We start from the raw sequence: 23,677 nt of genomic DNA, 5'->3' as shown, positions 1-23,677 counted from the left end.
GGGCGGCTATGATAGCGCGCGTTCGCCCAACCGCCACCGGAGATTTGCCCATGACACCATTTGCCTTGCTTTACGCACTGCACGTACTCGCCGCAACGGTGTGGGTCGGCGGCATGTTCTTCGCCTGGATGGTCCTGCGACCAGCGGCCGTGGCGATGCTGCAGGCGCCGGAGCGGCTGCGGCTGTGGACCGATGTATTCCGCCGTTTCTTCGTCTGGGTATGGGTAGCGGTGCTGGTGCTGCCGATCAGCGGAATCGGCATGTGGCACATGCGATTCGGCGCGCTGGAAAGCGCGCCTCGCTATGTGCACATCATGGCGGGGCTGTATCTGGTGATGCTGGCGCTGTTCCTGCGTATCCAGCTGCTGCAGCTACCCTCGCTCAAAAGAGCCGTCGAGGCCGAGCAATGGCCAGCAGGCGGCGCAGTGCTGGGGCAGATTCGCCGGCTGGTGGGAATCAACCTGATTCTGGGCCTGCTGGTGGTCGCACTGGCCAGCGCCCGCCCCCTGTTCTGACTCGCCCCCAAAAAAAAGCCGGGCGCAAGGCCCGGCTGGATCAGTACTCACTTGATTGATCAGGGACGCGCTTCGACCTCGGCTTCCACGCGACGGTTGATCGCGCGACCTTCCTCGGTGGAGTTGTCGGCGACCGGGCGAGACTCGCCATAACCGACGGCGTTCACGCGATTGCCCTCGACACCCAGTTCATCCACCAGCACTCTGCGAACGGCGTTGGCACGACGCTCGGAAAGGCGCTGGTTGTAGGCGTCGGTGCCGACCGAGTCGGTGTGGCCTTCCAGTACGGTGGTGGTCTGGCGATATTCTTTCATGAAATCGGCCAGGTTCTGGATGTCGCTGTAGCTGTCCTGCTTGACCACGTCGCGGTCGAAGTCGAACTTGACGTCCAGTTCGACGCGCACCGGCGCGGCAGCCGGTTCCGGCTCAGGCTGGGTCTGGGGCATCGGCTCGACCGTTTCCACGACCGCGACGGTTTCCTCTTCCATGCCGTTGGCCCAACAATAGGCCGCCGCGACGCCACCACCGATCAGCGCACCCCAACCGGCGTAGGTGCTGCTTTCGATGGCCCCCAGCGCGGCACCAGTCACGCCACCTACAGCCGCACAGGTCGGCCAGTCCTGCTTCTGCACGCCTGCACAACCGGCCAGGAACGTGGTCATGACAATAACGGGTACTGCTGTCCGTAATGTACTCATCGATCAAAACCTCCAGTATGGACATTCAGCCAGAAACGCCACGCATGGGAATCCGGGCGGCTCCGGTTACTTTTCAGACTAGGCCGACAAACGGCACCGCGCTAGTCTTCACCTTTGAAACGAGGATTCTCTGTTGAGCGAAAACCCTGTACCGCTGCATACGCCGCAGCAAGCGCTTGCGGCAATGCTCGACCATTACGCCCCAACACGCGTGCTGCTCGTGGGGCGCAGCGATCAACCTGCTCTGGCTGCCTACGCCGAATGCCACCCGGAGTGTCAGCTCGATCGCGCCGATCCCGCACCGCTGCCTGACGATCTGGCGAACCAGCGCTACGACCTGGCCATATTCGTCGACTGCCTCGAGCATCTGCCCAAGCGCAACGGCCTGGAGCTGCTCGGCAGCATCCGCAATCTGAATACCAGCCGGATGGCGGTACTCGTCGATCTCGATGCATGCGAATGGCTGACTACGGACTTCTATGCACTGGCACTGCAGGTCAGCGAACGCTTCCAGCGCGACGGACAGACCTTGACGCTCTTCACTTACGACCTGCTGCAATACAAGCAGGTTCCGGACTGGCTCAATGCCAGGTTCTGGGCCAATCCTGAAATGTTCGGCAAGTACTGGTGGTGACATGAGCGAACCGCGTCCGACCGACCTGAACTGCCCCTGCGGCAGCGGCGATGCCCTCGGCGAATGCTGCGGGCGCTATCACGCAGGCATGGCCGCGCCGAGCGCCGAGCTATTGATGCGCTCGCGCTACAGCGCTTATGTACTGGGGCTGGTGGACTATCTGCGGGCCACTACGCTTCCCGCGCAGCAGGATGAACTGGATGTAGAGGGGATGCGCCGCTGGAGCCTGGAGAGCACCTGGCTGGGGCTGGAGGTAAACGAAAGCAGCGTGCTGGGCGGCAAGCCCGAGCATGCGCTGGTGACCTTCACCGCCCGCTGGCATGACCAGAGCGGCGAACATGCCCACCAGGAGCGATCGGCATTCGTCCAGCGGGACGGGCGCTGGTATTTCATCGATCCGACGGTACCGCTCAAGGCCGGCCGCAACGACCCCTGCCCCTGCGGGAGCGGTCTGAAGTTCAAGAAGTGCTGTGCGGCTTACCTCTGAGCGGCGCGGAGCATGAGCGGACGTGCCGCTGCGTGAAAGCGGCGGCATGAGCGCAGTCGTTTACTTCTCGACGAAGGCCCGCTCGATCAGGTAGTGCCCCGGATCGCCCATGCGCGGCGAGACTTTCAGACCGAAGCTGTCCAGCACCTGGCTGGTTTCATCCAGCATGCTCGGACTGCCGCAGATCATGGCGCGGTCATCTTCTGGGTTGATCGGCGGCAGGCCGATGTCACTGAACAGTTTGCCGCTGCGCATCAGATCGGTCAGACGGCCCTGATTCTCGAACGGTTCGCGGGTCACGGTCGGGTAGTAGACCAGCTTGTCCTTGACCGCTTCGCCGAAGAATTCGTTTTGCGGCAGGTGTTCGGTGATGAACTCGCGGTAGGCGACTTCATTGACGTAGCGAACACCGTGCACCAATACGACCTTCTCGAACCGCTCATAGGTTTCCGGATCCTGGATCACGCTCATGAACGGCGCCAGGCCCGTACCGGTGCTGAGCAGATAGAGGTGCTTGCCGGGCAGCAGATCGTCCAGGACCAGCGTGCCGGTCGGCTTGCGGCTGATCATGATCGAATCGCCCTCCTGCAGATGCTGCAGCCGGGAGGTCAACGGGCCGTCCTGCACCTTGATGCTGAAGAATTCCAAGTACTCTTCGTAGTTCGGGCTGGCGATACTGTAGGCGCGCATCAGTGGACGCCCCTCGACCTCCAGGCCGATCATCACGAACTGACCGTTCTCGAAGCGCAAGCCTGCATTGCGAGTGGTCTTGAAGCTGAACAGCGTATCGTTCCAATGGTGCACACTGAGAACGCGCTCTACGTTCAGGTTGCTCATGCTGCGAATTCCTCATGGTGTCGCGACGGACGTCGGTAATGGCGGCAGTCTAGCGAGCGGCGCCATATTCGTTAACTGGATAATAAAGATATAGGTTATCGGTTATATAGATATGCATTTCACGTTGCGCCAGATCGAAGTTTTCGCCGCCATTGCTCGTCAGGAAAGCGTTTCCAAGGCTGCACAAAGCCTTTCGCTGTCCCAGTCGGCAACCAGCACATCACTGGCCGAGCTGGAGCGGCAATCCGGCTGCCAACTGTTCGACCGGGCCGGCAAGCGGCTCTGCCTGAACGCGCTGGGCCAGCAGCTGCTGCCGCAGGCGGTCGCCCTGCTGGATCAGGCGCGGGCCATCGAGGATCTGCTGAACGGCAAGAGCGGGTTCGGCTCGCTCGCGGTGGGCGCCACGCTGACCATCGGCAACTATCTCGCCACGCTGTTGATCGGCAACTTCATGCAGCGTCACCCTGAATGCCGGGTCAAACTGCACGTCCATAACACCGCGCATATCGTGCATCAGATCGCTCAGCACGAACTTGATCTTGGTCTGATCGAGGGTGACTGCCAGCATCCCGATCTGGAAGTGCAGCCCTGGATCGAGGACGAGCTGGTGGTGTTCTGCGCGCCGCAACATCCGCTGGCCGGACGCGATGCGGTGGATCTCGCCGAACTGTCGGGCGAGGCCTGGATTCTGCGCGAGCAGGGCTCGGGGACGCGTATGACCTTCGAGCAGGCCGTGCGGCACCGCCCGGGGAAGCTGAACGTGCGCCTGGAACTGGAGCACACCGAGGCGATCAAGCGCGCCGTCGAATCAGGCCTTGGCATCGGCTGCATCTCGCGACTGGCGCTACGCGATGCGTTCCGCCGCGGCAGCCTGGTGCCGGTTTCCACACCGGAGCTGGATCTGCGACGCCAGTTCTATTTCATCTGGCATACGCACAAGTACCAGACCGCGGCGATGCAGGAGTTCGTCGAACAGTGCCGGGCGCTGACCTCTGGCGTGCGCCGCAGCGATGAAATCCAGCTGCCGCCGATCGCCTGAAGCGCCGGCGGCAGCAGTTCAACTGGTGGGAATGGAACCCATCTGCTGCAGCAGCAAGGCCGCCTGGGTTCTGGTGCGCACGCCGAGCTTGCGGAAGATGGCGGTCACATGGGCCTTGATGGTCGCTTCGGAAACGCTGAGTTCGTAGGCGATCTGCTTGTTCAGCAGGCCATCGCAGACCATCGTCAGGACGCGGAATTGCTGCGGAGTGAGGCTGGCCAGTCCGGCGCTGGCCGCCTTGGCTTCCTCACTGACATTCGCTTCGTCCTGAATGTTGCTCGGCCACCAGACGTCCCCTTCCAGCACGGCCCGTACGGCCTCCTGGATCGTCTCGAGCGAACTGGACTTGGGGATGAAGCCGCTGGCACCGAACTCGCGCGAACGCGCAACGACCGCCGCGTCTTCCTGAGCCGAGATCATGACCACCGGCAGATGCGGATACTGCCCCCTCAGCAGCACCAGGCCGGAAAAGCCATAGGCCCCCGGCATGTTCAGGTCCAGCAGGACCAGATCCCAGTCGGCACCCTGGTTCAGAAAGCCTTCCAGTTCGGCGATGCTGGCCGCCTCCACCAGACGTACGTTCTCACCAAGCCCCATGGTGAGCGCCTGCTGAAGCGCACTGCGGAAAAGCGGGTGATCATCGGCAATGATAATTTCGTAAGCAGCCATTGGCAGACCTGTAATTTTTATTGGCGCTTTTCATCGGCTTGAGCAGCCGATGCCGACAAGATGACGGCAGAAAACCCCGTAAAACCGCTCCGGGGGTGGTCCGATGTAGATTTTCAACTGACAGACCGAATATCGGCCGCCCGCTGCAACAAATCAAGCGGCGCAAGCATGCCCACCGATGAATAAGTGGTCAAGCGCGGCGCTTTGTAGCAAAGTCTGCGACTTTTCCCTGACGAGCCGAAACATGCGTAGCCAAGCCCTCCGCGCCGACTTCCTGATGCTGATCACCGCCATGATCTGGGGGACCGCCTTCGTGGCCCAGCGCATCGGCATGGACAATATCGGCCCGTTTCTTTTCACCGGTCTGCGCTTCGCTCTGGGTGCCCTGGCGCTGCTTCCTCTGGTGATCTACCAGGGGCGCACTGCGGCCCGGCACGAGCCCTTCCTGCAGCGCGGCCTGATCCTGGGCGGCCTGAGCATGGGCCTCGCGCTCACCCTGGGGATCAATCTGCAGCAGGTCGGCCTGCTGTTCACGAGCGTGACCAACTCAGGCTTCATTACCGGCCTTTATGTGATCGTGGTGCCGTTGCTGGGGCTCGCCATCGGGCACAAGACCGGTCTGGGTACCTGGCTCGGTGCGTTTCTCGCGGTGGCCGGCATGGCATTGCTGAGCATCGGCGAGGATTTCACCGTCGCCTCGGGCGACTGGATTCAGCTGGCCGGCGCCTTCGTCTGGGGTGTGCACGTGCTGCTGGTGAGCTTCTTCGTCAGCCGTCATGACGCCATCCGGCTGGCCTTCCTGCAATTCGCGACCTGCGCGGTGGTGAGCCTGTTGCTGGCGCTGATCTTCGAAGACATCAATCCGGCCAGCATCTGGCTCGCCGGCCCGGCCCTCATCTATGGCGGACTGTTCGCGGTAGCGGTCGGCTACACCCTGCAGGTCGTCGCACAGAAGCATGCGATCGCCTCCCACGCGGCCATCATTCTGTCGCTGGAAGCGGTCTTTGCGGCAATCGCCGGCGCCCTGTTCCTCGAGGAGAGTCTGACCCTGCGTGGCTACATGGGCTGTGTACTGATGTTCATCGGAATGCTTGCCGCACAGCTGTGGCCGCGCAAACCGGAACCGCTGGCTACTGCTGCCCCGGCCAAGGCCTGAGGCCTCACTCCGCCCCGTCAGGTACCTGCAGTGCCCGGTGCGCAGCGTTGTGCAGATCCGGCTGGCGATGGTGCTTAGCGCCCAGATAGTGTTCGGTGAACACGTCGAGCCAGGCGTCCAGCGTGTTGGCTGCAGCCGAATCCCCGGCCAGCTCCAGACAGAGCGCAGCGACCTCGGCGGTGCACAGATGATCGCTGCGGGTCGAGCGCCGCAGCCGATAACGTGACAAGGCTTCGGGCTGCAGGCTCAGCACCGGCAAATCGTCCAGATAGGGGCTTTTGCGAAACATCTTGCGCGCCTCGGTCCATGTTGCATCCAGCAGGATGAACAGGGGCCGCTTGTCTGGCTGTCGCTCGACTCGCTCGACCACCCGCTGCGGGGCCGCGTATTCACCGGGGAAGATCACCAGCGGCTGCCATTGCGGATCGGCCAGCAGATCCAGCAAGCGCGGATCGACCCCGGTGCGCTGCCAGGTGAAGGCGAAGGTATCCAGCACCACATCGGCGATCAGCCAGCCCGTATTGCTCGGCTTCAACGGTTCGATGTCGTGCATCAACAGGCACACGCCGCACTCGCTGTCGACCCTGGGCAGCCAAGGGCACAGGCAATGGCTGAACGGTACTCGGCAACGCAGACAGCGCGGTGCTCGCGAGCCGCGCGCGACGAAGGGCTTCAGGCTTTTCGCCAGGCGCTCGTCGCGCAAACGGGCTACGGCATGGGGCATGGATCGACTCGGGATTGACGGCGGAGCGCGGCAGTCTACCAGCGCGGACAGGGCGGCGGCATGGCGGACGAATGAACCGTGCCACGGCCCGCCGGTCGAACTAGCGCAGTCATAAGGAGACCGCCATGTATCGTCTGACCACCCTGCTCGCCCTGAGCCTCGCCCTGCCCGTTGCCCATGCCGCCTCGCTGCAAGAACAGCAGCTGAGCCAGTTGCTCGATCAGGTAGCCCGCGAAAGCAACGTCGGCACGCCTCGAGCGATCAACGAAGACATCCTCGACCAGGGTTACACCGTAGAGAACAACCAGCTGGTCAACCACCTCAGTGTGCAGCCACGCCATGCAGCGCAGATGCGCGACAACCCCGCCGACGTGCGCAGCCAGCTCGCGGTCAGCGTCTGCGGCAACGAGGGGCTGCGCAAGCTGATGAGCCAGGGCGCGGTGCTGCGCTACGACTTCAGCGAATACCAGAGCAACAAGCCCATCGCCAGCGAGCGCTACACCGCCGCAGACTGCAAGTAAGGCTGCAAGAAATGGGCGGGAGCGGCGGACACGCCGCATCCCGCCGGGCCGAACTCAGCCTTTGTCGTGCCGCAGGATCTGCGGATCACCCTTGCCCGCCACCGCGGCAGCTTCGTCCCGAGTGAGCAATGCGGTACGCGGCACGTTGCGCAACCGCGCACAGGCTGCCAGCACATTGGCCCAGCTGGCGCGGTTGGCGAACTGCATGCCGACCTCGTCCAACGTGCCGCCACGGTTGCGATAGCCGAGTGCCGAGCACTTGCGAGCGTCCGGCAGGATCGGCCACAGGTGGCCGCGCGCGACTTCCGGGCGCATGTGGGTCAGCAAGACACGCATCTCCATCGAGTCCGGAAACAGTCGTTCCGCCACCCCCTCGCTTGCCCGTGCGTCGACTTCCCAATGATCGCGCGGCCCGCGGAAGCGACCCGGCTCCTGCAGATAGACCAACCGGTAAGCGCAGTCGGCCTCCTTAAGCCGCTTGGCGGCGCGGAGCATCTCGCCCAGCTGGTAGCTGCCGTTGGCGATCAGCAGCAATGCCTCACTGCCCGGCACCTCCTCGACCACGATGGCGCCATCGCGGGCCAGCTGCTCGGCCTGTTGCCGATTGAAGTAGCACGGCCGGTCGCGCTTGGGCATGACCATGCAGGCCAGTTCGCCACGCGCCTGATAGATCGAAGGCAGCAGCGCCAGAGCACTGTTGTGGTCCGCCGGGAAAAGCACGCGGACCATGTCGTTCATTTCGCCGAGCAGCGCCTCGCAGAAGGTGGTGTCCTGGTGCGACTGCTGATTCTTGCCGTTCTCCCAGGTATGCGACGTCGCGATCAGCGGCCACCCCAGCCAGCCTGCCGGCCTGCCGATCTCCTTCTGCTGACGGGAGAAGATGATGCTCTGGCGCACCACGCCGAGCATCTTAACGCAGAACGCCTCATAGCTGGCCACGAGGTTCAACCCTCCCTGGTTGGCCAGGCAGGCGGAGACCACGGCCTCTTCGTTGAGCGCGGTGATGACGGCGCCGTCGATCGCCTCCAGTTCGCTCTCCGGCTCGATCACACGGTGCTTGAGCGCCTTGAGCACGCCACCCAGCCGGTTGCTCGCCAGCTCGTCCGGGTTGCCCACCCGTGGTCGCAGCGAAGGGTTGGCCTCGGTCAGCTCAACGAAGAAGCGATCCACCGCGGCCATCGGCGAGCAGGCATCGTCACGATACTTGAGCTGCGGGATGACCGGCGCCGGCGGGCGCCGCAGAGCCAGCGGATTGTCGCGCTCGAGCAGGCGTCCCTGACGGCTGCGCACGAACAGCTCGAGGGCCGCCTGAAGATCGCCCTGCGGCACGAAAAGCCGCGCCGTATGCTCGTTGAACAGGTTGCGGGACACCTCGTCTAGGCGCGGGTTGCCTGGCAGCGGCAGGTTGTGTGCGGCATTGCTGCCCGCGCCATAGAAGCCGAAGCCCTTGACCGTCTCGGCAATGCCGTAGGGAATCGGCAATGGATAGTTGAGGATGCCGCGTGCCTTTTCCTCCACGCGGCGCTCCAGGCGCAGCTCCATTTCCCAAAGGGTCGCGACGAATGCGGCCGGGTCGCGCCCATCGAACGGCATCGGATCGAAGCCGCATTGGCTCAGGTGCTGGCGAAAATCCTCCAGGCCCTGCTCGGTCCCCAACGCCGTTCGCTGCTCGATTCGCCGGCCGTTGGCGATCATCACTGGCAGCGCCACACCGCAATCCTCGGCCCGCCACCAGCGCGGAATCCAGTCGCTGCCGCGCTGTTCTTCGGCCGCACCATCGGACAGGAACGCCACCAGCGTCTCGCCGGGCAGCGGCATGTGGGCATATTGAAGCTCGGCGAAGCCCAGATAACCGCCTTCGGCAATCCCACCGGCGGTATGCGGATTGACATGACTGCCCAGCGGCGCCAGTGGGCTGCCATCGGCGGCCTGGCGATAACCGTAGAAGTCCTGCAGCAGGCGGTTGATGCCCGCTTCGCCGCCAGCATAAGCCTGCGCCTGCTCGGGGTGCAGATTGCCGGTCAGCAGGTTGAGTGCGTCGACCGCAGCCACGCAATGGCCCTGCCCCATCAGCCAGGCTCGGGTACGGCCGGTCAACGCATTGAGCGCCAGATAGCCGGCATAGGCAGGCACCATGTTCAGCGCGCCGCCGGTATGGCCTTCGGGATTGGTCTTGAAGTCGTCGGCCGCCAGCGGCGTGCCGTCCAGGTGCACCTGCTGCGCATAGGTCATGTGCACCACCAGCCAGAGGCCGGCGCTGGCAACGCGATCGACCGCCTGCAGCAGTCGATAGACGCTCGCCAGATCCGGCTGATGTCCTGCCTGTACCAGCTGATGGGCCAGACGGAACACCGCCGCCTGGGTCTCCAGCGCGTGCTCGAACGGCCCGAAGCCGCCACGCCAGGTGGCGAACTCCGGTTCGGCTTGCGCGTGTTGATCCAGCTCGACGAGGCTGGGCAGTAGCTGACTCATGGGTTCACTCCGTTGGTAAGCGGGATGTGCTGTAGTCTAGGCAGGGCTCGTTTGGTTATCTCTGATATGTATCAAGTGGTCGTGGCAACCGAGCGGGCACAGTGGACATCATCGTACGAACAGGAAGGCAACATGGCTTTGCTCAGTTTTCTCGGTGCCATTCAACAGGTAACCGGCTCCTGCTACCTCATTGAGACACACGACGGCGCAAGGGTTCTGCTCGAATGCGGCATGCATCAGGGCCGCCGGGAGGAGGAAAGCGACAACCGCGCCGCCTTCGCCTTCGATCCGAAGAGCCTGGACGCCGTGGTCCTGTCCCATGCCCATATCGACCACAGCGGGCTGCTGCCACGGCTGGTCGCCCTCGGCTACCGCGGCCCGGTGCACTGCACCGAGGCGACAGCCGAGCTGCTGGAGCTGATGCTGCTGGACTCGGCGCAGATCCAGGAGAAGGACGCCGAGTGGGAAAACAAGTGGCGCGCACGCATCGGCAAGCCCATGGTTCAGCCGCTGTACACCCGCGTCGATGCAGAGCGAACCCTCGGGCAGCGCGCCCCTCACCCCTACGGCGAAACCTTCGAGGTTGCCCGGGGCGTCGCGGTGACCTTCCACAACGCCGGACATATCCTCGGCTCGTCCATCGTCCAGATGGATGTACACGACCATGGCAGGACGCGGCGACTGGTCTTCTCGGGTGATCTGGGCAATGTCTGCTCACCGCTGATGCCCGCCCCGACGGTGCTCAAGGAGGCCGACGTGGTGCTGATGGAGTCGACCTACGGCGACCGCGACCATCGCAGCCACGAGGACACCATCGAAGAGCTGGCCGGTATCCTGCAGCAGGCCCACCGCGACGGCGGCAACGTGCTGATGCCTTCCTTCGCCGTTGGACGCACGCAGGACCTGATCTACTACCTGGGCCGCTTCTACCGTGAAGGGCGACTGCCGCAGCAGGCAGTGTTTCTCGACAGCCCCATGGCCATCGGCGCCAATGCCATCTACGCACATTACAAGGACCAATTGGATCTCAACGGCATCGATCCGGCCTTGAGCGGCGCCAGCGGCAAGCTCTACGCCGAGCGCTGGCTGCCGATTCTCAAGTCCACGCCGACACCCGAAGAGTCCATGGCGATCAACCGCTTCAAGAGCGGCGTGATCATTATCGCGGGCAGCGGAATGTGCACCGGCGGGCGCATCCTGCATCACTTCAAACACAACCTCTGGCGTGAGGAATGCCACCTGGTCATCCCGGGTTTCCAGGCCAGAGGCACTCTGGGCCGCGCGATCGTCGATGGTGCCGGCAGCGTCAAGCTGCTGCACCAGCGCATCGCGGTGAACGCCAAGGTGCATACCCTCGGCGGTTTCTCGGCCCACGCCGGCCAATCGCAGCTGATCGACTGGGTGAGCAACTTCGAGAATCGGCCGGAGCTCTACCTCGTCCACGGCGAAACCGAAAAAATGCAGGTCCTGCAACAAGCCATCCGGGATCGTCTTGGCTGGGAAGCCCGCATTCCGGAACTCGGCGATCGCATCGCGCTCTGAGCGGGACGGCTGGCCCGAGCCTCCGCGCCCGGGCCACCAGCGGCCGCCAATGCTTGAGCCCACCGGCCGCAGCCTATAGCCTGAACGCGACGCCCATACATGGAGATGTTGTATGTCCTTTGATCCGGATGACTATCTGTCGCGACACTTCCAAACCAGCGGCGCCGAACTGGAAAGCAAGATCGATGAGCTGGCGGCCATGGTCGTTCCGGCCAACAGTCCCAACCTGCCGCTGTATCGGGAAATGCTGGTGACCGTCACACGCATGGCGCAGGCCGATCGCAGCCGCTGGGACGCCAAGATCCTGCTGCAGACCATGCGCGAGATGGAGCATGCATTCAGCCGTCTCGATCAGTTCAAGCGCCGGCGCAAGGTCACGGTATTCGGTTCCGCGCGCACACCGGTCGAACATCCGTTGTACGCCTTGGCGCGTCAGCTGGGCGCCACGCTTGCGCACTACAACTTCATGGTCATCACCGGTGCCGGTGGCGGCATCATGGCGGCCGCCCACGAAGGGGCCGGTCGCGACAACAGCCTGGGCCTGAACATCACCCTGCCGTTCGAGCAGCACCCCAACCCGACGGTTGGCGGTACCGAAAACCTGCTCTCGTTCCACTTCTTCTTCGTCCGCAAGCTGTTCTTCATCAAGGAGGCGGATGCCCTGGTGCTCTGCCCTGGCGGGTTCGGCACCTTGGACGAGGCACTCGAAGTGCTGACACTGATCCAGACCGGCAAGAGCCCACTGGTGCCCGTCGTGCTGCTCGACGAACCCGGTGGCACTTACTGGAAGGATGCACTGCGCTTCATGCGCGGCCAGCTGGAAGAGAATCGCTACATCCTGCCCAGCGACATGCGTCTGATGCGCCTGGTGGATGATGCCAACGAGGCGGCGAAGGAGATCGCCAACTTCTACCGCAACTTCCACTCCAGCCGCTGGTTGAAGGATCGCTTCGTTCTACGCCTGAACCACAAGCTCAACGAACAGGCCATGGAATACCTGAACGAGGAATTCGTCGACCTGTGCCTGACAGGCTCGTTCGAACAGCAGAACTGCTGTGAGTCCGAACTGGACGAACCGGAACTGCAGCGACTGCCGCGTTTGAGCTTCGTATTCAACGGCCGCAACCATGGTCGATTGCGCGAGCTCACCGATTACGTCAACGAACCGGCCAACTGGGTGCGGCCGCTGGACAACGAGGACTGAGGGCGCGCCAGCGCCACGGCTCAGCTCTGTCGAACTGCGAAACCGGATCAGGCACGCCTGCGCTCAAACCCAGCGATCAATCAGCCGAACCATTGCCTCGCAACAGGCGGCTGATCAACTCCAGCGGATAGCCGCGATAGCTGAGAAAGCGCCCCTGCTTGGCGCGCTCCCGCGCATCCGCCGGCAGGCTTCCGGCGAACTTGCGTTGCCACAGCTCTCGCAGCTGCTCGCTCCAGTCGAAGCCACTGTCGCGCAACGCCTGCTCGATATCCGCGCGCGGCAATCCGCGCTGCGCAAGCTCTTCACGGATGCGCAACGGCCCATAGCCGGCGTTGGCTCGGCTTCTGACGAAACTTTCGAGGTAACGGGATTCCGACAGCAGGCCCTGTTCGCAGAGGCGATCCAGAGCCTGTTCGATCAGATCAGGCGGGGCGCCACGCTGGCGCAACTTGCGGGCCAGCTCGACACGACCATGTTCGCGGCGAGCCAGCAGGTCCATGGCTGCCCGCCGCACCGCGACGGGGTTATCGAGCACGGCGGCCATGGGGATCAGAGATCGGCGTCGACCAGATCTTCGCTGACCACGTTCGCCTTGCTGCTACCGCCGGAAACCACCAGCAGCTTGTCGCGGATCTGCTGTTCGATTTCGCGACCGATTTCCGGGTTGTCTTCCAGGAACTTGGCGGCGTTGGCCTTGCCCTGGCCGATCTTGTTGCCTTTGTAGGCGTACCAGGCGCCGGACTTCTCCACCAGCCCCTGCTGCACGCCGAGGTCGATGATCTCGCCGTTGCGGTAGATGCCCTTGCCGTAGAGGATCTGGAACTCGGCCTGACGGAACGGCGGGGCCACCTTGTTCTTCACCACCTTGACACGGGTTTCGCTGCCGACCACCTCGTCGCCTTCCTTCACCGCGCCGGTACGACGGATATCCAGACGAACCGAGGCGTAGAACTTCAGCGCGTTACCACCGGTGGTGGTTTCCGGGCTGCCAAACATCACGCCGATCTTCATGCGGATCTGGTTGATGAAGATGACCAGGCAGTTGGCGTTCTTGATGTTGCCGGTGATCTTGCGCAGAGCCTGGGACATCAGACGGGCCTGCAGGCCGACGTGGGCATCACCCATCTCGCCTTCGATCTCGGCCTTGGGCACCAGCGCGGCCACGGAGTCGACGATGATCACGTCGACTGCGTTGGAGCGCACCAGCATGTCGGTGATTTCCAGAGCCTGTTCGCCGGTATCCGGCTGCGAAACCAGCAGATCGTCGACATTCACGCCCAGCTTGCCGGCGTAGTCCGGGTCGAGCGCGTGCTCGGCGTCGACGAAGGCACAGGTGGCGCCCATCTTCTGCGCTTCGGCAATCACCGACAGCGTCAGAGTGGTCTTACCGGACGATTCCGGACCGTAGATCTCGACGATCCGGCCCTTCGGCAGGCCGCCGATGCCCAGCGCGATGTCCAGACCCAGCGAGCCGGTGGAGATGGCCGGAATCGCCTGGCGATCGTGATCGCCCATGCGCATCACTGCACCCTTGCCGAACTGCTTTTCAATCTGGCCCAGGGCTGCAGCCAAGGCGCGCTTCTTGTTCTCGTCCATCGAATCCTCACTTGATCAAGAGGGCCGGAGGCCACAACAACTGTATAAGTAGACAGTATTAGAACATAGGCAGTTTAGCTCGCCTAGCCCCGAACCGGTTTTTCTCCGACGGTCAGCGCGAGTAAGCCGCACAGGGCGGCAGCGACGGTCTGCTCGCGCACGGCCTGGCGATCGCCGCTGAACAGGTAGCGCTCGGTATGCAGATCGGACCCATCGGCCCAGGCGATCCAGACCGTCCCCACCGGCTTTTCCGGCGACCCGCCGCCCGGCCCGGCGACGCCGCTGACGGCCACGGCGAAGCGCGCCTCGCTGTTCTGCTGAGCGCCTCGTGCCATCGCCTGCACCACTTCGCGGCTTACGGCGCCGACCTGATCGAACAGCGCCGCCGGCACGCCTAGCTGGCGGGTTTTCTGCGCGTTGGAATAGGTGACGTAGCCCGCCTCGAACCAGGCCGAGCTGCCGGCTATGCGGGTGATGGCCTCGGCGATGCCGCCGCCGGTGCAGGATTCCGCGGTAGTGACCTGCGCGCCCAACCGATGCAGCGCCTCGCCCAATCGTGCGGCCAATTCAGTGAGATTCATCGACACCCCGACAACATGCAAAAGTGGCAGTTACCCTACACCAGCCCGCTGTCGAGTTCAGCCCGCGCCCCCTGCCATCGGGCGAATGGCGTGAACGGCCGAACGGCTCAGGCGTCCTGGCGAAGCCCGATGGCAGCGTCTTCACGCAGACGTCGGCCGCGACGCCTCACCACGGCGTCGCCATAGCGCTGAATCGGATCGGCCAGCGTGCGCTTGACGAAGAATGCAAAGCAGGTCAGCACCGCCAGCATCAGCACGATGTACAACGGTCCCGGCAGCGCCAGATCGCCCGCGCCGAAGCCCAGCCGCTCGGCGAGGGCGAACACCGACGGATGGGCCAGGAAGACGATGTAGCCTATCCCACCAAGCGGCGCGAGCCAGCGCAGCCGGATACCGGCAATGCGACTCGCACCAAGGAACACGGCGAGGGCCACGCTGTAACTGATGAAGTAGCGATACCAGGTCTCGCCGAATCCGGTATCGCGCGAATAGGCGAGCACGCAGATCGGTAGCAGGAACAGGTAAAACGCCACCACCGCGATACGTGCGTAACGCCGGGTTTCGGGACATCGGCCGTTATCGGACGCCCGCCATAGCGCACCGAGGAAACACACGCTCAGCATCAGCGGCAAGGCCACGGGCAGCTTCAACTGAAGCTTGTAGCGCATGGCGGCGAGCAGCAGCGTGAAAACGTATTGCGCCAGCAGAAAGAACAGATCTCGCCGTACCGAGCCCCCCAGGCGCAGCGCGAACAGCAGGATGCAGAGCACGTAGAAGGTGATCTCGATCTGCAACGTCCAATACAGGCCGATGACGTTCTCGACGAAGACGAACCCCTGCAGCATCGTCGCGTTGATGGCGATGACCGCAAGGCTGAACGCCTTTGCCGGATCATCCCAGGGAAACATCACCCCGAGGACCAGCGACAGCCAGTACAGCGGAAAGAGCCGGAAGAAGCGCTGATAGGCGAACGCCGTGATTGGCCGCTCGTATCGGCCGCGGCTCTTGTACAACGCGGCCATGACGAAATAGCCGCTCAGCGCGAACAGCACCAGTACGCTGACCTTGCCAACATCCAGTACAGCCTTGCTGACAAGAAACAACTGGGCGCCCATCTCGTCGAGCTGGCCGTCACGCTTCATTTTTGCAATCAGATGGGAATAGGCGACGCACAATGCCGCTACGCCGCGCAGGGCATCGAGACCGATTAGTCGGGACATGTCTGCTGCTCACTTTGGCCGGAGAGGGAAAAATGACGCCAGAGTTACTGCAGAAACTGACGCGAGAGTGCACACGCAAGCGCTCGCCGCCGCAGCGGATCGACGGCAGCCGGGACTATGGCGAGACGGGAGCGGCGATCAAGCAGGCTACCGCGACAGGCACTGGGCGCCTGGGTAGATGCGAGATCGGGAGGAATCGAAACGGCAGAACGCAGGCTGCGCAACAGCGCACTGCAGCCATCCGACGGGGCTGAGTTATCAGACAGTGCCGGTTCGCTTGTCAACGCATTCCGGCGGCCGCCCGACAGATGACATGCCGGCGCCCGCGAGGCGCGATAGACAGGCGAGCGACCTGCTGACTGCCACGGCTGCGTGTTAACCTTGCCGGTTTTCAGCGGCGCCCTCGTTTCCGTTCGGCAGCTGACCCGCTGCCAATGCCTGCGCCCTCAACGAACCACACCCACGCCGATGACCAAGTCCAACGCCGATCTCTCCGCCCATACGCCCATGATGCAACAGTACTGGAAGCTCAAGCGTGAGCATCCGGACCAGCTGATGTTCTACCGCATGGGCGACTTCTATGAGCTGTTCTACGACGACGCCAAGAAAGCCGCCGCGCTGCTCGACATCACCCTGACTGCGCGCGGTCAGTCGGCGGGCACGGCGATACCCATGGCCGGCATTCCGTTCCACTCCGCCGAGGGCTACCTGGCGCGACTGGTCAAGCTTGGCGAATCGGTAGTGATCTGCGAGCAGATCGGCGACCCGGCCACCAGCAAGGGGCCGGTGGAACGCCAGGTGGTACGCATCATCACGCCGGGCACGGTGAGCGACGAAGCGCTGCTCGACGAGCGCCGCGACAACCTGCTGGCGGCGGTAGTCGGCGACGAGAAGCTGTTCGGCCTGTCCGTGCTGGATATCGCCAGCGGCCGTTTCAGCGTGCAGGAACTCAAGGGCTGGGAGACCCTGCTCGCCGAACTGGAGCGTTTGAGCCCGGCCGAGCTGCTGATCCCCGACGATTGGCCGCAGGGCCTGCCGCTGGAGAAACGCCGCGGTGTGCGCCGTCGCGCGCCCTGGGATTTCGATCGCGACTCGGCCTTCAAGAGCCTCTGCCAGCAATTCTCCACTCAGGACCTCAAGGGCTTCGGCTGCGAGAACCTGACCCTGGCCATCGGCGCCGCCGGTTGCCTGCTCGCCTACGCCAAGGAAACCCAGCGCACCGCCCTGCCCCACCTGCGCAGCCTGCGTCACGAGCGCCTCGACGACACGGTGATCCTCGACGGTGCCAGCCGGCGCAACCTGGAGCTGGACGTCAACCTGGCCGGCGGCCGCGAGAACACACTGCAATCGGTCATGGACCGCTGCCAGACCGCCATGGGCTCGCGCCTGCTGACCCGCTGGCTGAATCGCCCGCTGCGCAACCGCGAAATCCTCGAAGCACGCCAGGACTCAATCACCTGCCTGCTCGAGCACTACCGCTTCGAACAGCTGCAGCCGCAGCTCAAGGACATCGGTGACCTGGAACGTATCCTCGCCCGTATCGGCCTGCGCAACGCCCGTCCGCGCGACCTGGCGCGCCTGCGCGACGCGCTCGCTGCGTTACCGCAGCTGCAGGCCGGCATGCAGGATCTGGTGGCACCGCATCTGCTCGGACTGGCGAAAAGCATCGGCACCTACCCGGAACTGGCCGACCTGCTGGCGCGCGCCATCATCGACAATCCGCCTGCGGTGATTCGCGACGGCGGTGTGCTCAAGACCGGCTACGACGCCGAGCTGGACGAACTGCAGTCGCTCTCCGAGAACGCCGGCCAGTACCTGATGGATCTGGAGACCCGCGAGAAAGCGCGCACCGGGCTGGCCAACCTCAAGGTCGGCTACAACCGCGTGCACGGTTACTTCATCGAGCTGCCGAGCAAGCAGGCCGAATCGGCGCCGGCCGACTACATCCGCCGGCAGACGCTCAAGGGCGCCGAGCGTTTCATCACCCCGGAACTCAAAGAGTTCGAGGACAAGGCGCTATCGGCCAAGAGCCGCGCCCTCGCCCGTGAAAAGCTGCTCTATGACGAGCTGCTGGAAATGCTCATCGGCCACCTGGCACCGCTGCAGGAGAGTGCCGCCGCACTGGCCGAACTGGACGTGCTGAGCAACCTCGCCGAGCGGGCGCTGAATCTCGATCTGAACCGCCCGCGCTTCGTCGAGCAACCCTGCCTGCGCATCGAGCAGGGCCGTCACCCGGTGGTGGAGCAGGTATTGGAGACGCCTTTCGTCGCCAACGATCTCGCCCTCGACGACGCCACCCGCATGCTGGTCATCACCGGGCCGAACATGGGCGGTAAGTCCACCTACATGCGCCAGACCGCGCTGATCGTGCTGCTGGCGCAGATCGGCAGCTTCGTCCCGGCGGCTGCCTGCGAGCTCTCGCTGGTGGACCGCATCTTCACCCGCATCGGCTCGTCGGACGACCTCGCCGGCGGGCGCTCCACCTTCATGGTGGAAATGAGCGAAACCGCCAACATCCTGCACAACGCCAGCGACCGCAGCCTGGTTCTGATGGACGAAGTGGGCCGCGGTACCAGCACCTTCGATGGCCTGTCGCTGGCCTGGGCCGCCGCCGAACAGCTGGCCCGGTTGCGCGCCTTCACGCTGTTTGCCACCCACTACTTCGAACTGACCGTGCTGCCGGAAAGCGAGCCGGTGGTGGCCAACGTGCACCTCTCTGCCACCGAGCACAACGAGCGCATCGTCTTCCTGCACCACGTGCTACCCGGTCCGGCGAGCCAGAGTTACGGCCTGGCGGTGGCGCAACTGGCAGGCGTGCCGGGCGAAGTCATCCAGCGTGCACGCGACCATCTGTCGCGCCTGGAAACCACCAGCCTGCCCCACGAAGCGCCGAGAATGGCACCCGGCCAGCCAGCGCCGCCCATGCAGAGCGACCTGTTCGCCAGCCTGCCGCATCCGGTGCTCGAGGAATTGGGGCGGATCAATCCCGATGATGTAACGCCGCGCCAGGCGCTGGAGCTGCTATACAGCTTGAAATCACGCATTTGATACGCCGCGAAAGCTGCTAGAATCGCGCGCATTTTTTTGATAAGCGGCATTTGCCTGTGCCGCCTACTCGCAGGGGCGTCACCGTAACGCCTACCTGACACGCCTGAGGAGATAGCTAGACATGACCTTCGTCGTCACCGACAACTGCATCAAGTGCAAATACACCGATTGCGTGGAAGTCTGCCCGGTGGACTGCTTCTACGAAGGCCCGAACTTTCTGGTGATTCACCCGGACGAGTGCATCGACTGCGCCCTCTGTGAGCCCGAGTGCCCGGCTCAGGCGATCTTCTCCGAGGACGAGGTACCGGAAGACCAGCAGGAGTTCATCGAGCTGAACGCGGATCTGGCGGAAGTCTGGCCGAACATCACCGAGAAGAAGGATGCACTGGCCGATGCCGAAGAGTGGGACGGCGTGAAGGACAAGCTGCAGTACCTGGAGCGCTGATCGCGCACCACCGCTCAAAAAAATGCCCGCTCGATGCGGGCATTTTCATTTGTGGGGCAAGCCGTTCAGGCCTTGTCGATGCCCTTTTTCAGGGTGTCTTTGACATCACCCTTGACCTGCTGAGCCTCGCCCTTGACTTCCTGACGCTGGCCCTCGCCTTTCAGACGCTGGTTGTCGGTCGCTTCGCCCACACCCTGCTTGATCTTGCCTACGGCTTCGTTGGTGTTGCCCTTGACCTTGTCTTCGGTACTGCTCATGGCGTGATCCTCGCTTCTTCATTGATGACATAGGGTGGACCGCCCGAGCGAAGCGTTAGTTTCTCCCGGCCATCGGGCTAGAGCCGCTCAGGCATGCCGCGACGGCATCAGCCGGCGCAACAGCGGCCGCCCTGCCAGCTGCAGGAATACCGGTGCGCCGACGATCAGGTAGAAGTAATAGGTCACGAACCGCCAGATCAGGATCGCCGCAGCCGTGGTCGACTTGCCCACCATGGGCGTCAGCAGCGCCGCCGAGGCCAGCTCGGCACTGCCGGCCCCCCCGGGCAGCAGGCTGACCTGGCCGGCGGTGAGCGCGAGCAGTTGCACGAGGAAGGTCCAGGCCCAAGCCAGTTCGCTTCCCAACCCCTGGAGGGTCAGGTAGAGCACGCTGAAGCGCAGCAGCCAGTGCAGCGTGGTCAGCCCGAAAACCGCAAGCAGGATTCGCCGTGGCAGACGGAAGCAGTCCACCAGCGCGTTGCGAAAGCCCAGCACCTTGCGCGCCCACCGCCGCTTGCGCGTTTCCTTCATGCCGAGCCGCGTCACCAGCCAGCCGTTGAGCAGAAAGACCTGGCGGTGGAAGCGTCCAAGCAGCGCCAGCAGCGCCATCACCCCGATCAGCAAGGCCACACTGAAGCCCAGCAGGCTGGCGATATGCGTGCTCAGGGCATGAGTCAGCGCATAGATCAGCACGCCGACCAGGGCACAGGCGAAGAACAGCAGATCGCTCAGCTGCTCGACGGCGTAGGTCGCGGTGCCTTTGGCCGGCGCGACGCCCTGGCGCATCAGCAGCGCCATCAAGGTCAGCGGGCCGCCGGCACCGCCAGGCGTCGCACAGATGGCGAACTCGGTCGCCACCACGATTCCGAAGGCACGCCGCTGGCCCAGCTTGCGCCGCCCCAGCAGCAGGCGCAGGCGCAGCGCATTGAGATTCCAGCCGACCAGCACCATGGCGAGCATTGTGACCAACAGGCTGCCAGGGAAATGGCGCAGCCGCTCGAACAGGCCGGTACCGCCGAGCAACAGCGGCACCATGGCCGCTGCGAGCAGCGCGCCACCCAACAGCCACCAGCGTCGATTCATGCGGCGGTGCTCGTGGAGCGGTAGCGGTCCAGCCAAGCGATCTTCGTCATCGGTCGGCGCCCCTGATGCAATAGCCGCATCAGCACATCGAGCCAGTAGCGACGGGAAAACTCGTGACGCATATCCACGGGATGCAGGCCGAGGCGCAGCAATGGCGCCGCCTGGCTGCGCCGCAGCTGCCGCTCGCTGACCAGCCAGGACGCACCGCGCCGCCAGGCGCTACGGGCACTCCAGACCAGGCCGGGCGCGGCAATGGGCGTGAACGCGGGCAATAGATAGAAATGCCGGGGGTCGCTGGTATAGACCAAGCCGCTGCCGGCCAGCACGCGTCGGGTGCCCTCGCTCATCAACCAGGCGGGAGCAACGAAACCATGCAATGGCCATTGATAGCGCTGGAACAGTGCCATCCCATGCCGCAGGCGTTCGCCAGCGGCGTTTTCGTCCAGCCCGTAGAACTCGCCTTCATGGGTGTATACCCGGCGCATGAACCAGTCCCGCGGCGTTTTCGGCGCAGGTTCGAGGTCGGCATGGTAGCAACCGTGCAACACCAGTTCGTCGCCGCGCTGCACGCGCGCATCCAGCACGCGGCGAAACTCCGGCTGCTGGTCGAGGGGGTTGCGCCGATGGAAATCCGGTACCACCAGCCAGGTGATCGGTACCCCACCGATGGCATCCACCGCCTCGACGAAGGGACGGTAGTCGGGCCAGGTTTCTGCCGCGACGTCGTGCAACACCAGGGTCAGGGCGCGCTCAGCCATGTACCGCCACCGGCAGCTCTGCCGTGCCCAGTACGGCGTGGTAATGCGCGAGCAGGCCGGCTACCACCGCATCCCAGGCATGGTGCGCCTCGACATGCTGGCGGGCCTGTTGCCCGAGCAGGCGCGGATCATCTTCGAACAGCTCGCGTACGGTATGCGCCATCGCCCTGGCATCCAGCGGCCGACACAGGCGCCCGCTGTAGAACGGCACCAGTTCTGGCAATGCACCCGCCCGCGCCGCGACTACCGGGATTCCGCACGCCATGGCTTCCAGCGCCACCAGGCCGAAGGTTTCCTGATTGCCAGCGTGCAGCAGCACATCGCTGCTGGCCATGAAGCGCGCCACCTCACTGGCTGGGCAGAAGCGATCGATCACCGTGACATTGTCCGGCACCCGTTGCGGCATGCTCGAGCCGACCAGCAGCAAGTGATACGGTTTGCCCAGCTGGCGCGCAGTCTCCAGCAGAATATGCAGGTTCTTCTCCCGGGAGCCGCGCCCGGCGAAGATCATCAGCCGCGTGTCGTCCGCCAGGCCTAGCTCCCGGCGCACCTCCGGGTCGCGACGCTGGGGGCAGAAGGTGTCCAGGTCGACGCCCAACGGCTGCACGAACACATTCTTCACCCCGAGATGGATCAGCTTGTCCGCCATCACCTCGCTGGGCGCCAGCACACGATCGAAACTGCCGTACAGGCGCGACACGTAGCCATTGAGATTGGTGCCCAACCAGCTGCCGATACGATTGCTGACCAGCAGCGGCAGGTCGGAATGGTAGAAGCCGATCACCGGCACATTAAGCCGGCGCCCGGCGTCCAGCGCGGCCCAGGCCGTCATGTAGGGGTCGCCCACCTCGATCAGATCCGGGCGCAGTGAGCGCAGCAGGTTGCGCCAGGGCGCACGCCGAATGGGAAAACGGTAGCCCTTGCCAAACGGCAGGATGGGCGCTGGAACCTGGTAAAGCCCGTCGTTGTGGCTGTAATCACCGCCCGGTACCAAGATGCTGTGACGCACGCCCGAGTAAAGCTGCAACCGGCGATGCTTGGCCTCTAGGTAGGTGCGCACGCCGCCGCTGGCAGGTGCGTAGAACATGGTCATGTCCGCGATATGCAAGGTACTTCTCCGTTCGGTCCCGTTGCAGAACCCGGTCTTCGCCGGACAGGCCGACGCTTCGACGGCCCGCTCCGCAATCCCTGCGGAATAATTCTGTAATGAAATAAATGACCGTCACGTAGAAGGGTCGTTCGCAGCGGAGCGCCGGACGGCGGCTCAGCCATCCATCTGCTTGTCGCCCGGATCCTTGCCCTCCACCGAGGCGTGCTCGATGACTGCGTTGAGCTCGGCGCCGAACAGCAGAACCGCGGCCGATATGTAGAGGTATAGCAGCAGCACGATGATCGCGCCGATGCTGCCGTAGGTCGCGTTGTAGTCGGCGAAGTTCTGCACATAGACGCCAAAGGCGACCGAAGCCAGGATCCACACCAGCACGGCCAGCACCGAGCCGGGTGTAATGAAACGGAACTCCTGCTCCACGTCCGGCGCCACGTAGTAGAGCAGCGCGACCACCAGCATTAGCATCAGCACGATCACCGGCCAGCGCAGCCAGGTCCAGAGCACCACCACCAGCTCGCGCATGCCCACCTGCCCGGCCAGCCATTCCATGGCCTGGGGGCCGATGACCATCAGCCCCGCGGTGAACAGCAGCAGCACAGCGACACCGGCCGTGTAGGCCAGCGCCAGAATGATCAGCTTCCAGGTGGGTCTGCCCTCTTCCACGTCGTAAGCCTTGTTAAGCGCATTCATCAGCGAGCGAAAGCCGATGGATGCCGTCCACAACGCCACCAGAATACCGAACGACAGCAAGCCGGCCTGCTGTTCCTGCAACTGGTCGATGACCGGATTGATCTGCTCCATTGCCACCGGCGGCAGCGCCAGCTCCGCTTGCATGCGCAGCCAGTCGAAAAAATTCTGCAGGTCGAGAAAGCCCAGCAAGGCGATGAGAAAGACCAGGAACGGGAACATGGCGAACAGCCCCCGATAGGCCAGCGCCGAGGCGTAGGTCGACATGTCGTCGCTGCTGAATTCCTTGAGAGTGCGCTTGAGCAAGGTAAAAGCCCCGACGCCGCGGGTGTCCAGCATGGCCATTGAAGATTCCCCGGTCAGTGAAGTGTTGCGGTCTAAAAATGGGACGACCGCACT

General features: G+C 63.9%; 24 protein-coding genes. 10 read left to right on the top strand and 14 right to left on the bottom strand.

Annotated features, from left to right (window positions below; translation table 11 throughout):
- Nucleotides 1-50: 50 nt before the first annotated feature.
- Entirely contained in the window at nt 51-515 is a 465-nt protein-coding gene (locus ACVRRC_RS08055) for a CopD family protein (protein WP_014596287.1), read from the top strand.
- 59 nt (nt 516-574) lie between these two features.
- Here ACVRRC_RS08055 and ACVRRC_RS08050 read toward each other — a convergent pair whose 3' ends face one another.
- Nucleotides 575-1,213 (bottom strand): OmpA family protein, encoded by a 639-nt coding sequence (locus ACVRRC_RS08050; protein WP_011912684.1) that lies wholly within the window; start codon nt 1,211-1,213, stop codon nt 575-577.
- Between the two features lie 133 nt (nt 1,214-1,346).
- Here ACVRRC_RS08050 and ACVRRC_RS08045 point away from each other — a divergent pair, with 133 nt between their 5' ends.
- Together ACVRRC_RS08045 and ACVRRC_RS08040 are read left to right on the top strand one after the other, a co-directional pair.
- Entirely contained in the window at nt 1,347-1,847 is a 501-nt protein-coding gene (locus ACVRRC_RS08045; protein WP_011912683.1) for a DUF6231 family protein, read from the top strand.
- Between the two features lies 1 nt (nt 1,848).
- On the top strand, nt 1,849-2,334 hold the full coding sequence (locus ACVRRC_RS08040) for a YchJ family protein (RefSeq protein WP_013982312.1): 486 nt from the start codon (nt 1,849-1,851) through the stop codon (nt 2,332-2,334).
- Nucleotides 2,335-2,394: 60 nt separating this feature from the next.
- Here the strand turns inward: ACVRRC_RS08040 and fpr are convergent, their stop codons facing one another.
- Nucleotides 2,395-3,171 carry a ferredoxin-NADP reductase gene (fpr, locus tag ACVRRC_RS08035; RefSeq protein ID WP_013982311.1) on the bottom strand — a complete coding sequence of 259 codons (777 nt, stop codon included), beginning with the start codon at nt 3,169-3,171 and terminating at the stop codon, nt 2,395-2,397.
- Nucleotides 3,172-3,283: 112 nt separating this feature from the next.
- Between fpr and ACVRRC_RS08030 the strand changes: the two genes are divergently transcribed.
- Nucleotides 3,284-4,210 carry a LysR family transcriptional regulator gene (locus ACVRRC_RS08030; protein ID WP_013982310.1) on the top strand — a complete coding sequence of 309 codons (927 nt, stop codon included), beginning with the start codon at nt 3,284-3,286 and terminating at the stop codon, nt 4,208-4,210.
- Nucleotides 4,211-4,228: 18 nt separating this feature from the next.
- Here ACVRRC_RS08030 and erdR read toward each other — a convergent pair whose 3' ends face one another.
- A complete protein-coding gene (gene erdR, locus ACVRRC_RS08025) occupies nt 4,229-4,879 on the bottom strand; it encodes a response regulator transcription factor ErdR (protein WP_013982309.1) in 651 nt (216 codons plus the stop codon).
- A gap of 244 nt (nt 4,880-5,123) precedes the next feature.
- Here erdR and ACVRRC_RS08020 point away from each other — a divergent pair, with 244 nt between their 5' ends.
- Complete coding sequence (locus tag ACVRRC_RS08020; RefSeq protein WP_011912678.1) at nt 5,124-6,035, top strand: DMT family transporter; 912 nt, start codon at nt 5,124-5,126, stop codon at nt 6,033-6,035.
- A gap of 4 nt (nt 6,036-6,039) precedes the next feature.
- Here ACVRRC_RS08020 and ACVRRC_RS08015 read toward each other — a convergent pair whose 3' ends face one another.
- Nucleotides 6,040-6,759, bottom strand: coding sequence for a tRNA-uridine aminocarboxypropyltransferase (locus tag ACVRRC_RS08015; RefSeq protein ID WP_423566103.1), 720 nt, complete (start codon nt 6,757-6,759; stop codon nt 6,040-6,042).
- 125 nt (nt 6,760-6,884) lie between these two features.
- Here ACVRRC_RS08015 and ACVRRC_RS08010 point away from each other — a divergent pair, with 125 nt between their 5' ends.
- Nucleotides 6,885-7,280, top strand: a complete 396-nt coding sequence (locus ACVRRC_RS08010; RefSeq protein WP_011912676.1) for a PA3611 family quorum-sensing-regulated virulence factor — start codon at nt 6,885-6,887, stop codon at nt 7,278-7,280.
- Between the two features lie 54 nt (nt 7,281-7,334).
- Here the strand turns inward: ACVRRC_RS08010 and ACVRRC_RS08005 are convergent, their stop codons facing one another.
- On the bottom strand, nt 7,335-9,752 hold the full coding sequence (locus ACVRRC_RS08005) for a phosphoketolase family protein (protein WP_472996839.1): 2,418 nt from the start codon (nt 9,750-9,752) through the stop codon (nt 7,335-7,337).
- A 132-nt stretch (nt 9,753-9,884) separates the two neighbouring features.
- Here ACVRRC_RS08005 and ACVRRC_RS08000 point away from each other — a divergent pair, with 132 nt between their 5' ends.
- Together ACVRRC_RS08000 and ACVRRC_RS07995 are read left to right on the top strand one after the other, a co-directional pair.
- Entirely contained in the window at nt 9,885-11,294 is a 1,410-nt protein-coding gene (locus ACVRRC_RS08000) for an MBL fold metallo-hydrolase RNA specificity domain-containing protein (RefSeq protein WP_014596282.1), read from the top strand.
- Between the two features lie 112 nt (nt 11,295-11,406).
- Nucleotides 11,407-12,498, top strand: coding sequence for an LOG family protein (locus ACVRRC_RS07995; RefSeq protein ID WP_045158483.1), 1,092 nt, complete (start codon nt 11,407-11,409; stop codon nt 12,496-12,498).
- Between the two features lie 76 nt (nt 12,499-12,574).
- Here ACVRRC_RS07995 and recX read toward each other — a convergent pair whose 3' ends face one another.
- From recX to ACVRRC_RS07975, 4 genes are all read right to left on the bottom strand, one after another.
- Nucleotides 12,575-13,042, bottom strand: a complete 468-nt coding sequence (gene recX, locus ACVRRC_RS07990; protein ID WP_013982303.1) for a recombination regulator RecX — start codon at nt 13,040-13,042, stop codon at nt 12,575-12,577.
- Between the two features lie 5 nt (nt 13,043-13,047).
- Nucleotides 13,048-14,094 carry a recombinase RecA gene (gene recA / locus ACVRRC_RS07985; protein ID WP_014596281.1) on the bottom strand — a complete coding sequence of 349 codons (1,047 nt, stop codon included), beginning with the start codon at nt 14,092-14,094 and terminating at the stop codon, nt 13,048-13,050.
- A gap of 83 nt (nt 14,095-14,177) precedes the next feature.
- Nucleotides 14,178-14,675 (bottom strand): CinA family protein, encoded by a 498-nt coding sequence (locus ACVRRC_RS07980; RefSeq protein ID WP_049339820.1) that lies wholly within the window; start codon nt 14,673-14,675, stop codon nt 14,178-14,180.
- A gap of 107 nt (nt 14,676-14,782) precedes the next feature.
- The gene (locus tag ACVRRC_RS07975) at nt 14,783-15,895 is read right to left on the bottom strand and encodes an acyltransferase family protein (protein WP_020699865.1); all 1,113 of its coding nucleotides are present in this window, start codon (nt 15,893-15,895) and stop codon (nt 14,783-14,785) included.
- Between the two features lie 468 nt (nt 15,896-16,363).
- Here ACVRRC_RS07975 and mutS point away from each other — a divergent pair, with 468 nt between their 5' ends.
- Together mutS and fdxA are read left to right on the top strand one after the other, a co-directional pair.
- On the top strand, nt 16,364-18,943 hold the full coding sequence (mutS, locus tag ACVRRC_RS07970; protein WP_014596278.1) for a DNA mismatch repair protein MutS: 2,580 nt from the start codon (nt 16,364-16,366) through the stop codon (nt 18,941-18,943).
- 121 nt (nt 18,944-19,064) lie between these two features.
- Nucleotides 19,065-19,388: a ferredoxin FdxA gene (fdxA, locus tag ACVRRC_RS07965; RefSeq protein WP_003285709.1), complete on the top strand. Its 324-nt coding sequence runs from the start codon at nt 19,065-19,067 to the stop codon at nt 19,386-19,388.
- A 65-nt stretch (nt 19,389-19,453) separates the two neighbouring features.
- Here the strand turns inward: fdxA and ACVRRC_RS07960 are convergent, their stop codons facing one another.
- From ACVRRC_RS07960 to ACVRRC_RS07940, 5 genes are all read right to left on the bottom strand, one after another.
- Nucleotides 19,454-19,645 (bottom strand): CsbD family protein, encoded by a 192-nt coding sequence (locus tag ACVRRC_RS07960; protein ID WP_013982298.1) that lies wholly within the window; start codon nt 19,643-19,645, stop codon nt 19,454-19,456.
- An 87-nt stretch (nt 19,646-19,732) separates the two neighbouring features.
- Nucleotides 19,733-20,725: a lysylphosphatidylglycerol synthase transmembrane domain-containing protein gene (locus ACVRRC_RS07955; RefSeq protein WP_011912666.1), complete on the bottom strand. Its 993-nt coding sequence runs from the start codon at nt 20,723-20,725 to the stop codon at nt 19,733-19,735.
- Nucleotides 20,722-21,483 (bottom strand): DUF2334 domain-containing protein, encoded by a 762-nt coding sequence (locus tag ACVRRC_RS07950; protein WP_019407209.1) that lies wholly within the window; start codon nt 21,481-21,483, stop codon nt 20,722-20,724. Before ACVRRC_RS07950 ends, ACVRRC_RS07955 begins: the two co-directional genes overlap by 4 nt.
- Entirely contained in the window at nt 21,476-22,591 is a 1,116-nt protein-coding gene (locus ACVRRC_RS07945) for a glycosyltransferase family 4 protein (protein ID WP_013982295.1), read from the bottom strand. The genes ACVRRC_RS07950 and ACVRRC_RS07945 overlap by 8 nt, the downstream gene beginning before the upstream one ends.
- A 156-nt stretch (nt 22,592-22,747) precedes the next feature.
- On the bottom strand, nt 22,748-23,623 hold the full coding sequence (locus ACVRRC_RS07940; protein WP_013982294.1) for a YihY/virulence factor BrkB family protein: 876 nt from the start codon (nt 23,621-23,623) through the stop codon (nt 22,748-22,750).
- Between the last annotated feature and the right edge of the window lie 54 nt (nt 23,624-23,677).

This window comes from Stutzerimonas sp. LR2, from assembly GCF_055755175.1.
Note: the sequence above shows the minus strand (reverse complement) of the source record. Positions and strands in the feature narration are given on the sequence as shown.

Bases quoted from the DNA above. Each gene is read 5' to 3' on its own strand.
- ACVRRC_RS08015 (WP_423566103.1), bottom strand. From the start codon at position 6,759: ATGCCCCATGCCGTAGCCCGTTTGCGCGACGAGCGCCTGGCGAAAAGC.
- ACVRRC_RS08020 (WP_011912678.1), top strand. From the start codon at position 5,124: ATGCGTAGCCAAGCCCTCCGCGCCGACTTCCTGATGCTGATCACCGCC.
- ACVRRC_RS07995 (WP_045158483.1), top strand. From the start codon at position 11,407: ATGTCCTTTGATCCGGATGACTATCTGTCGCGACACTTCCAAACCAGC.
- ACVRRC_RS08055 (WP_014596287.1), top strand. From the start codon at position 51: ATGACACCATTTGCCTTGCTTTACGCACTGCACGTACTCGCCGCAACG.
- ACVRRC_RS07980 (WP_049339820.1), bottom strand. From the start codon at position 14,675: ATGAATCTCACTGAATTGGCCGCACGATTGGGCGAGGCGCTGCATCGG.
- fpr (WP_013982311.1), bottom strand. From the start codon at position 3,171: ATGAGCAACCTGAACGTAGAGCGCGTTCTCAGTGTGCACCATTGGAAC.
- recA (WP_014596281.1), bottom strand. From the start codon at position 14,094: ATGGACGAGAACAAGAAGCGCGCCTTGGCTGCAGCCCTGGGCCAGATT.
- fdxA (WP_003285709.1), top strand. From the start codon at position 19,065: ATGACCTTCGTCGTCACCGACAACTGCATCAAGTGCAAATACACCGAT.
- ACVRRC_RS08005 (WP_472996839.1), bottom strand. From the start codon at position 9,752: ATGAGTCAGCTACTGCCCAGCCTCGTCGAGCTGGATCAACACGCGCAA.
- ACVRRC_RS07975 (WP_020699865.1), bottom strand. From the start codon at position 15,895: ATGTCCCGACTAATCGGTCTCGATGCCCTGCGCGGCGTAGCGGCATTG.
- ACVRRC_RS07955 (WP_011912666.1), bottom strand. From the start codon at position 20,725: ATGAATCGACGCTGGTGGCTGTTGGGTGGCGCGCTGCTCGCAGCGGCC.
- ACVRRC_RS07940 (WP_013982294.1), bottom strand. From the start codon at position 23,623: ATGGCCATGCTGGACACCCGCGGCGTCGGGGCTTTTACCTTGCTCAAG.
- ACVRRC_RS08040 (WP_013982312.1), top strand. From the start codon at position 1,849: ATGAGCGAACCGCGTCCGACCGACCTGAACTGCCCCTGCGGCAGCGGC.
- mutS (WP_014596278.1), top strand. From the start codon at position 16,364: ATGACCAAGTCCAACGCCGATCTCTCCGCCCATACGCCCATGATGCAA.
- ACVRRC_RS08050 (WP_011912684.1), bottom strand. From the start codon at position 1,213: ATGAGTACATTACGGACAGCAGTACCCGTTATTGTCATGACCACGTTC.
- ACVRRC_RS07950 (WP_019407209.1), bottom strand. From the start codon at position 21,483: ATGGCTGAGCGCGCCCTGACCCTGGTGTTGCACGACGTCGCGGCAGAA.
- ACVRRC_RS08010 (WP_011912676.1), top strand. From the start codon at position 6,885: ATGTATCGTCTGACCACCCTGCTCGCCCTGAGCCTCGCCCTGCCCGTT.
- erdR (WP_013982309.1), bottom strand. From the start codon at position 4,879: ATGGCTGCTTACGAAATTATCATTGCCGATGATCACCCGCTTTTCCGC.
- ACVRRC_RS08030 (WP_013982310.1), top strand. From the start codon at position 3,284: ATGCATTTCACGTTGCGCCAGATCGAAGTTTTCGCCGCCATTGCTCGT.
- recX (WP_013982303.1), bottom strand. From the start codon at position 13,042: ATGGCCGCCGTGCTCGATAACCCCGTCGCGGTGCGGCGGGCAGCCATG.
- ACVRRC_RS07960 (WP_013982298.1), bottom strand. From the start codon at position 19,645: ATGAGCAGTACCGAAGACAAGGTCAAGGGCAACACCAACGAAGCCGTA.
- ACVRRC_RS08000 (WP_014596282.1), top strand. From the start codon at position 9,885: ATGGCTTTGCTCAGTTTTCTCGGTGCCATTCAACAGGTAACCGGCTCC.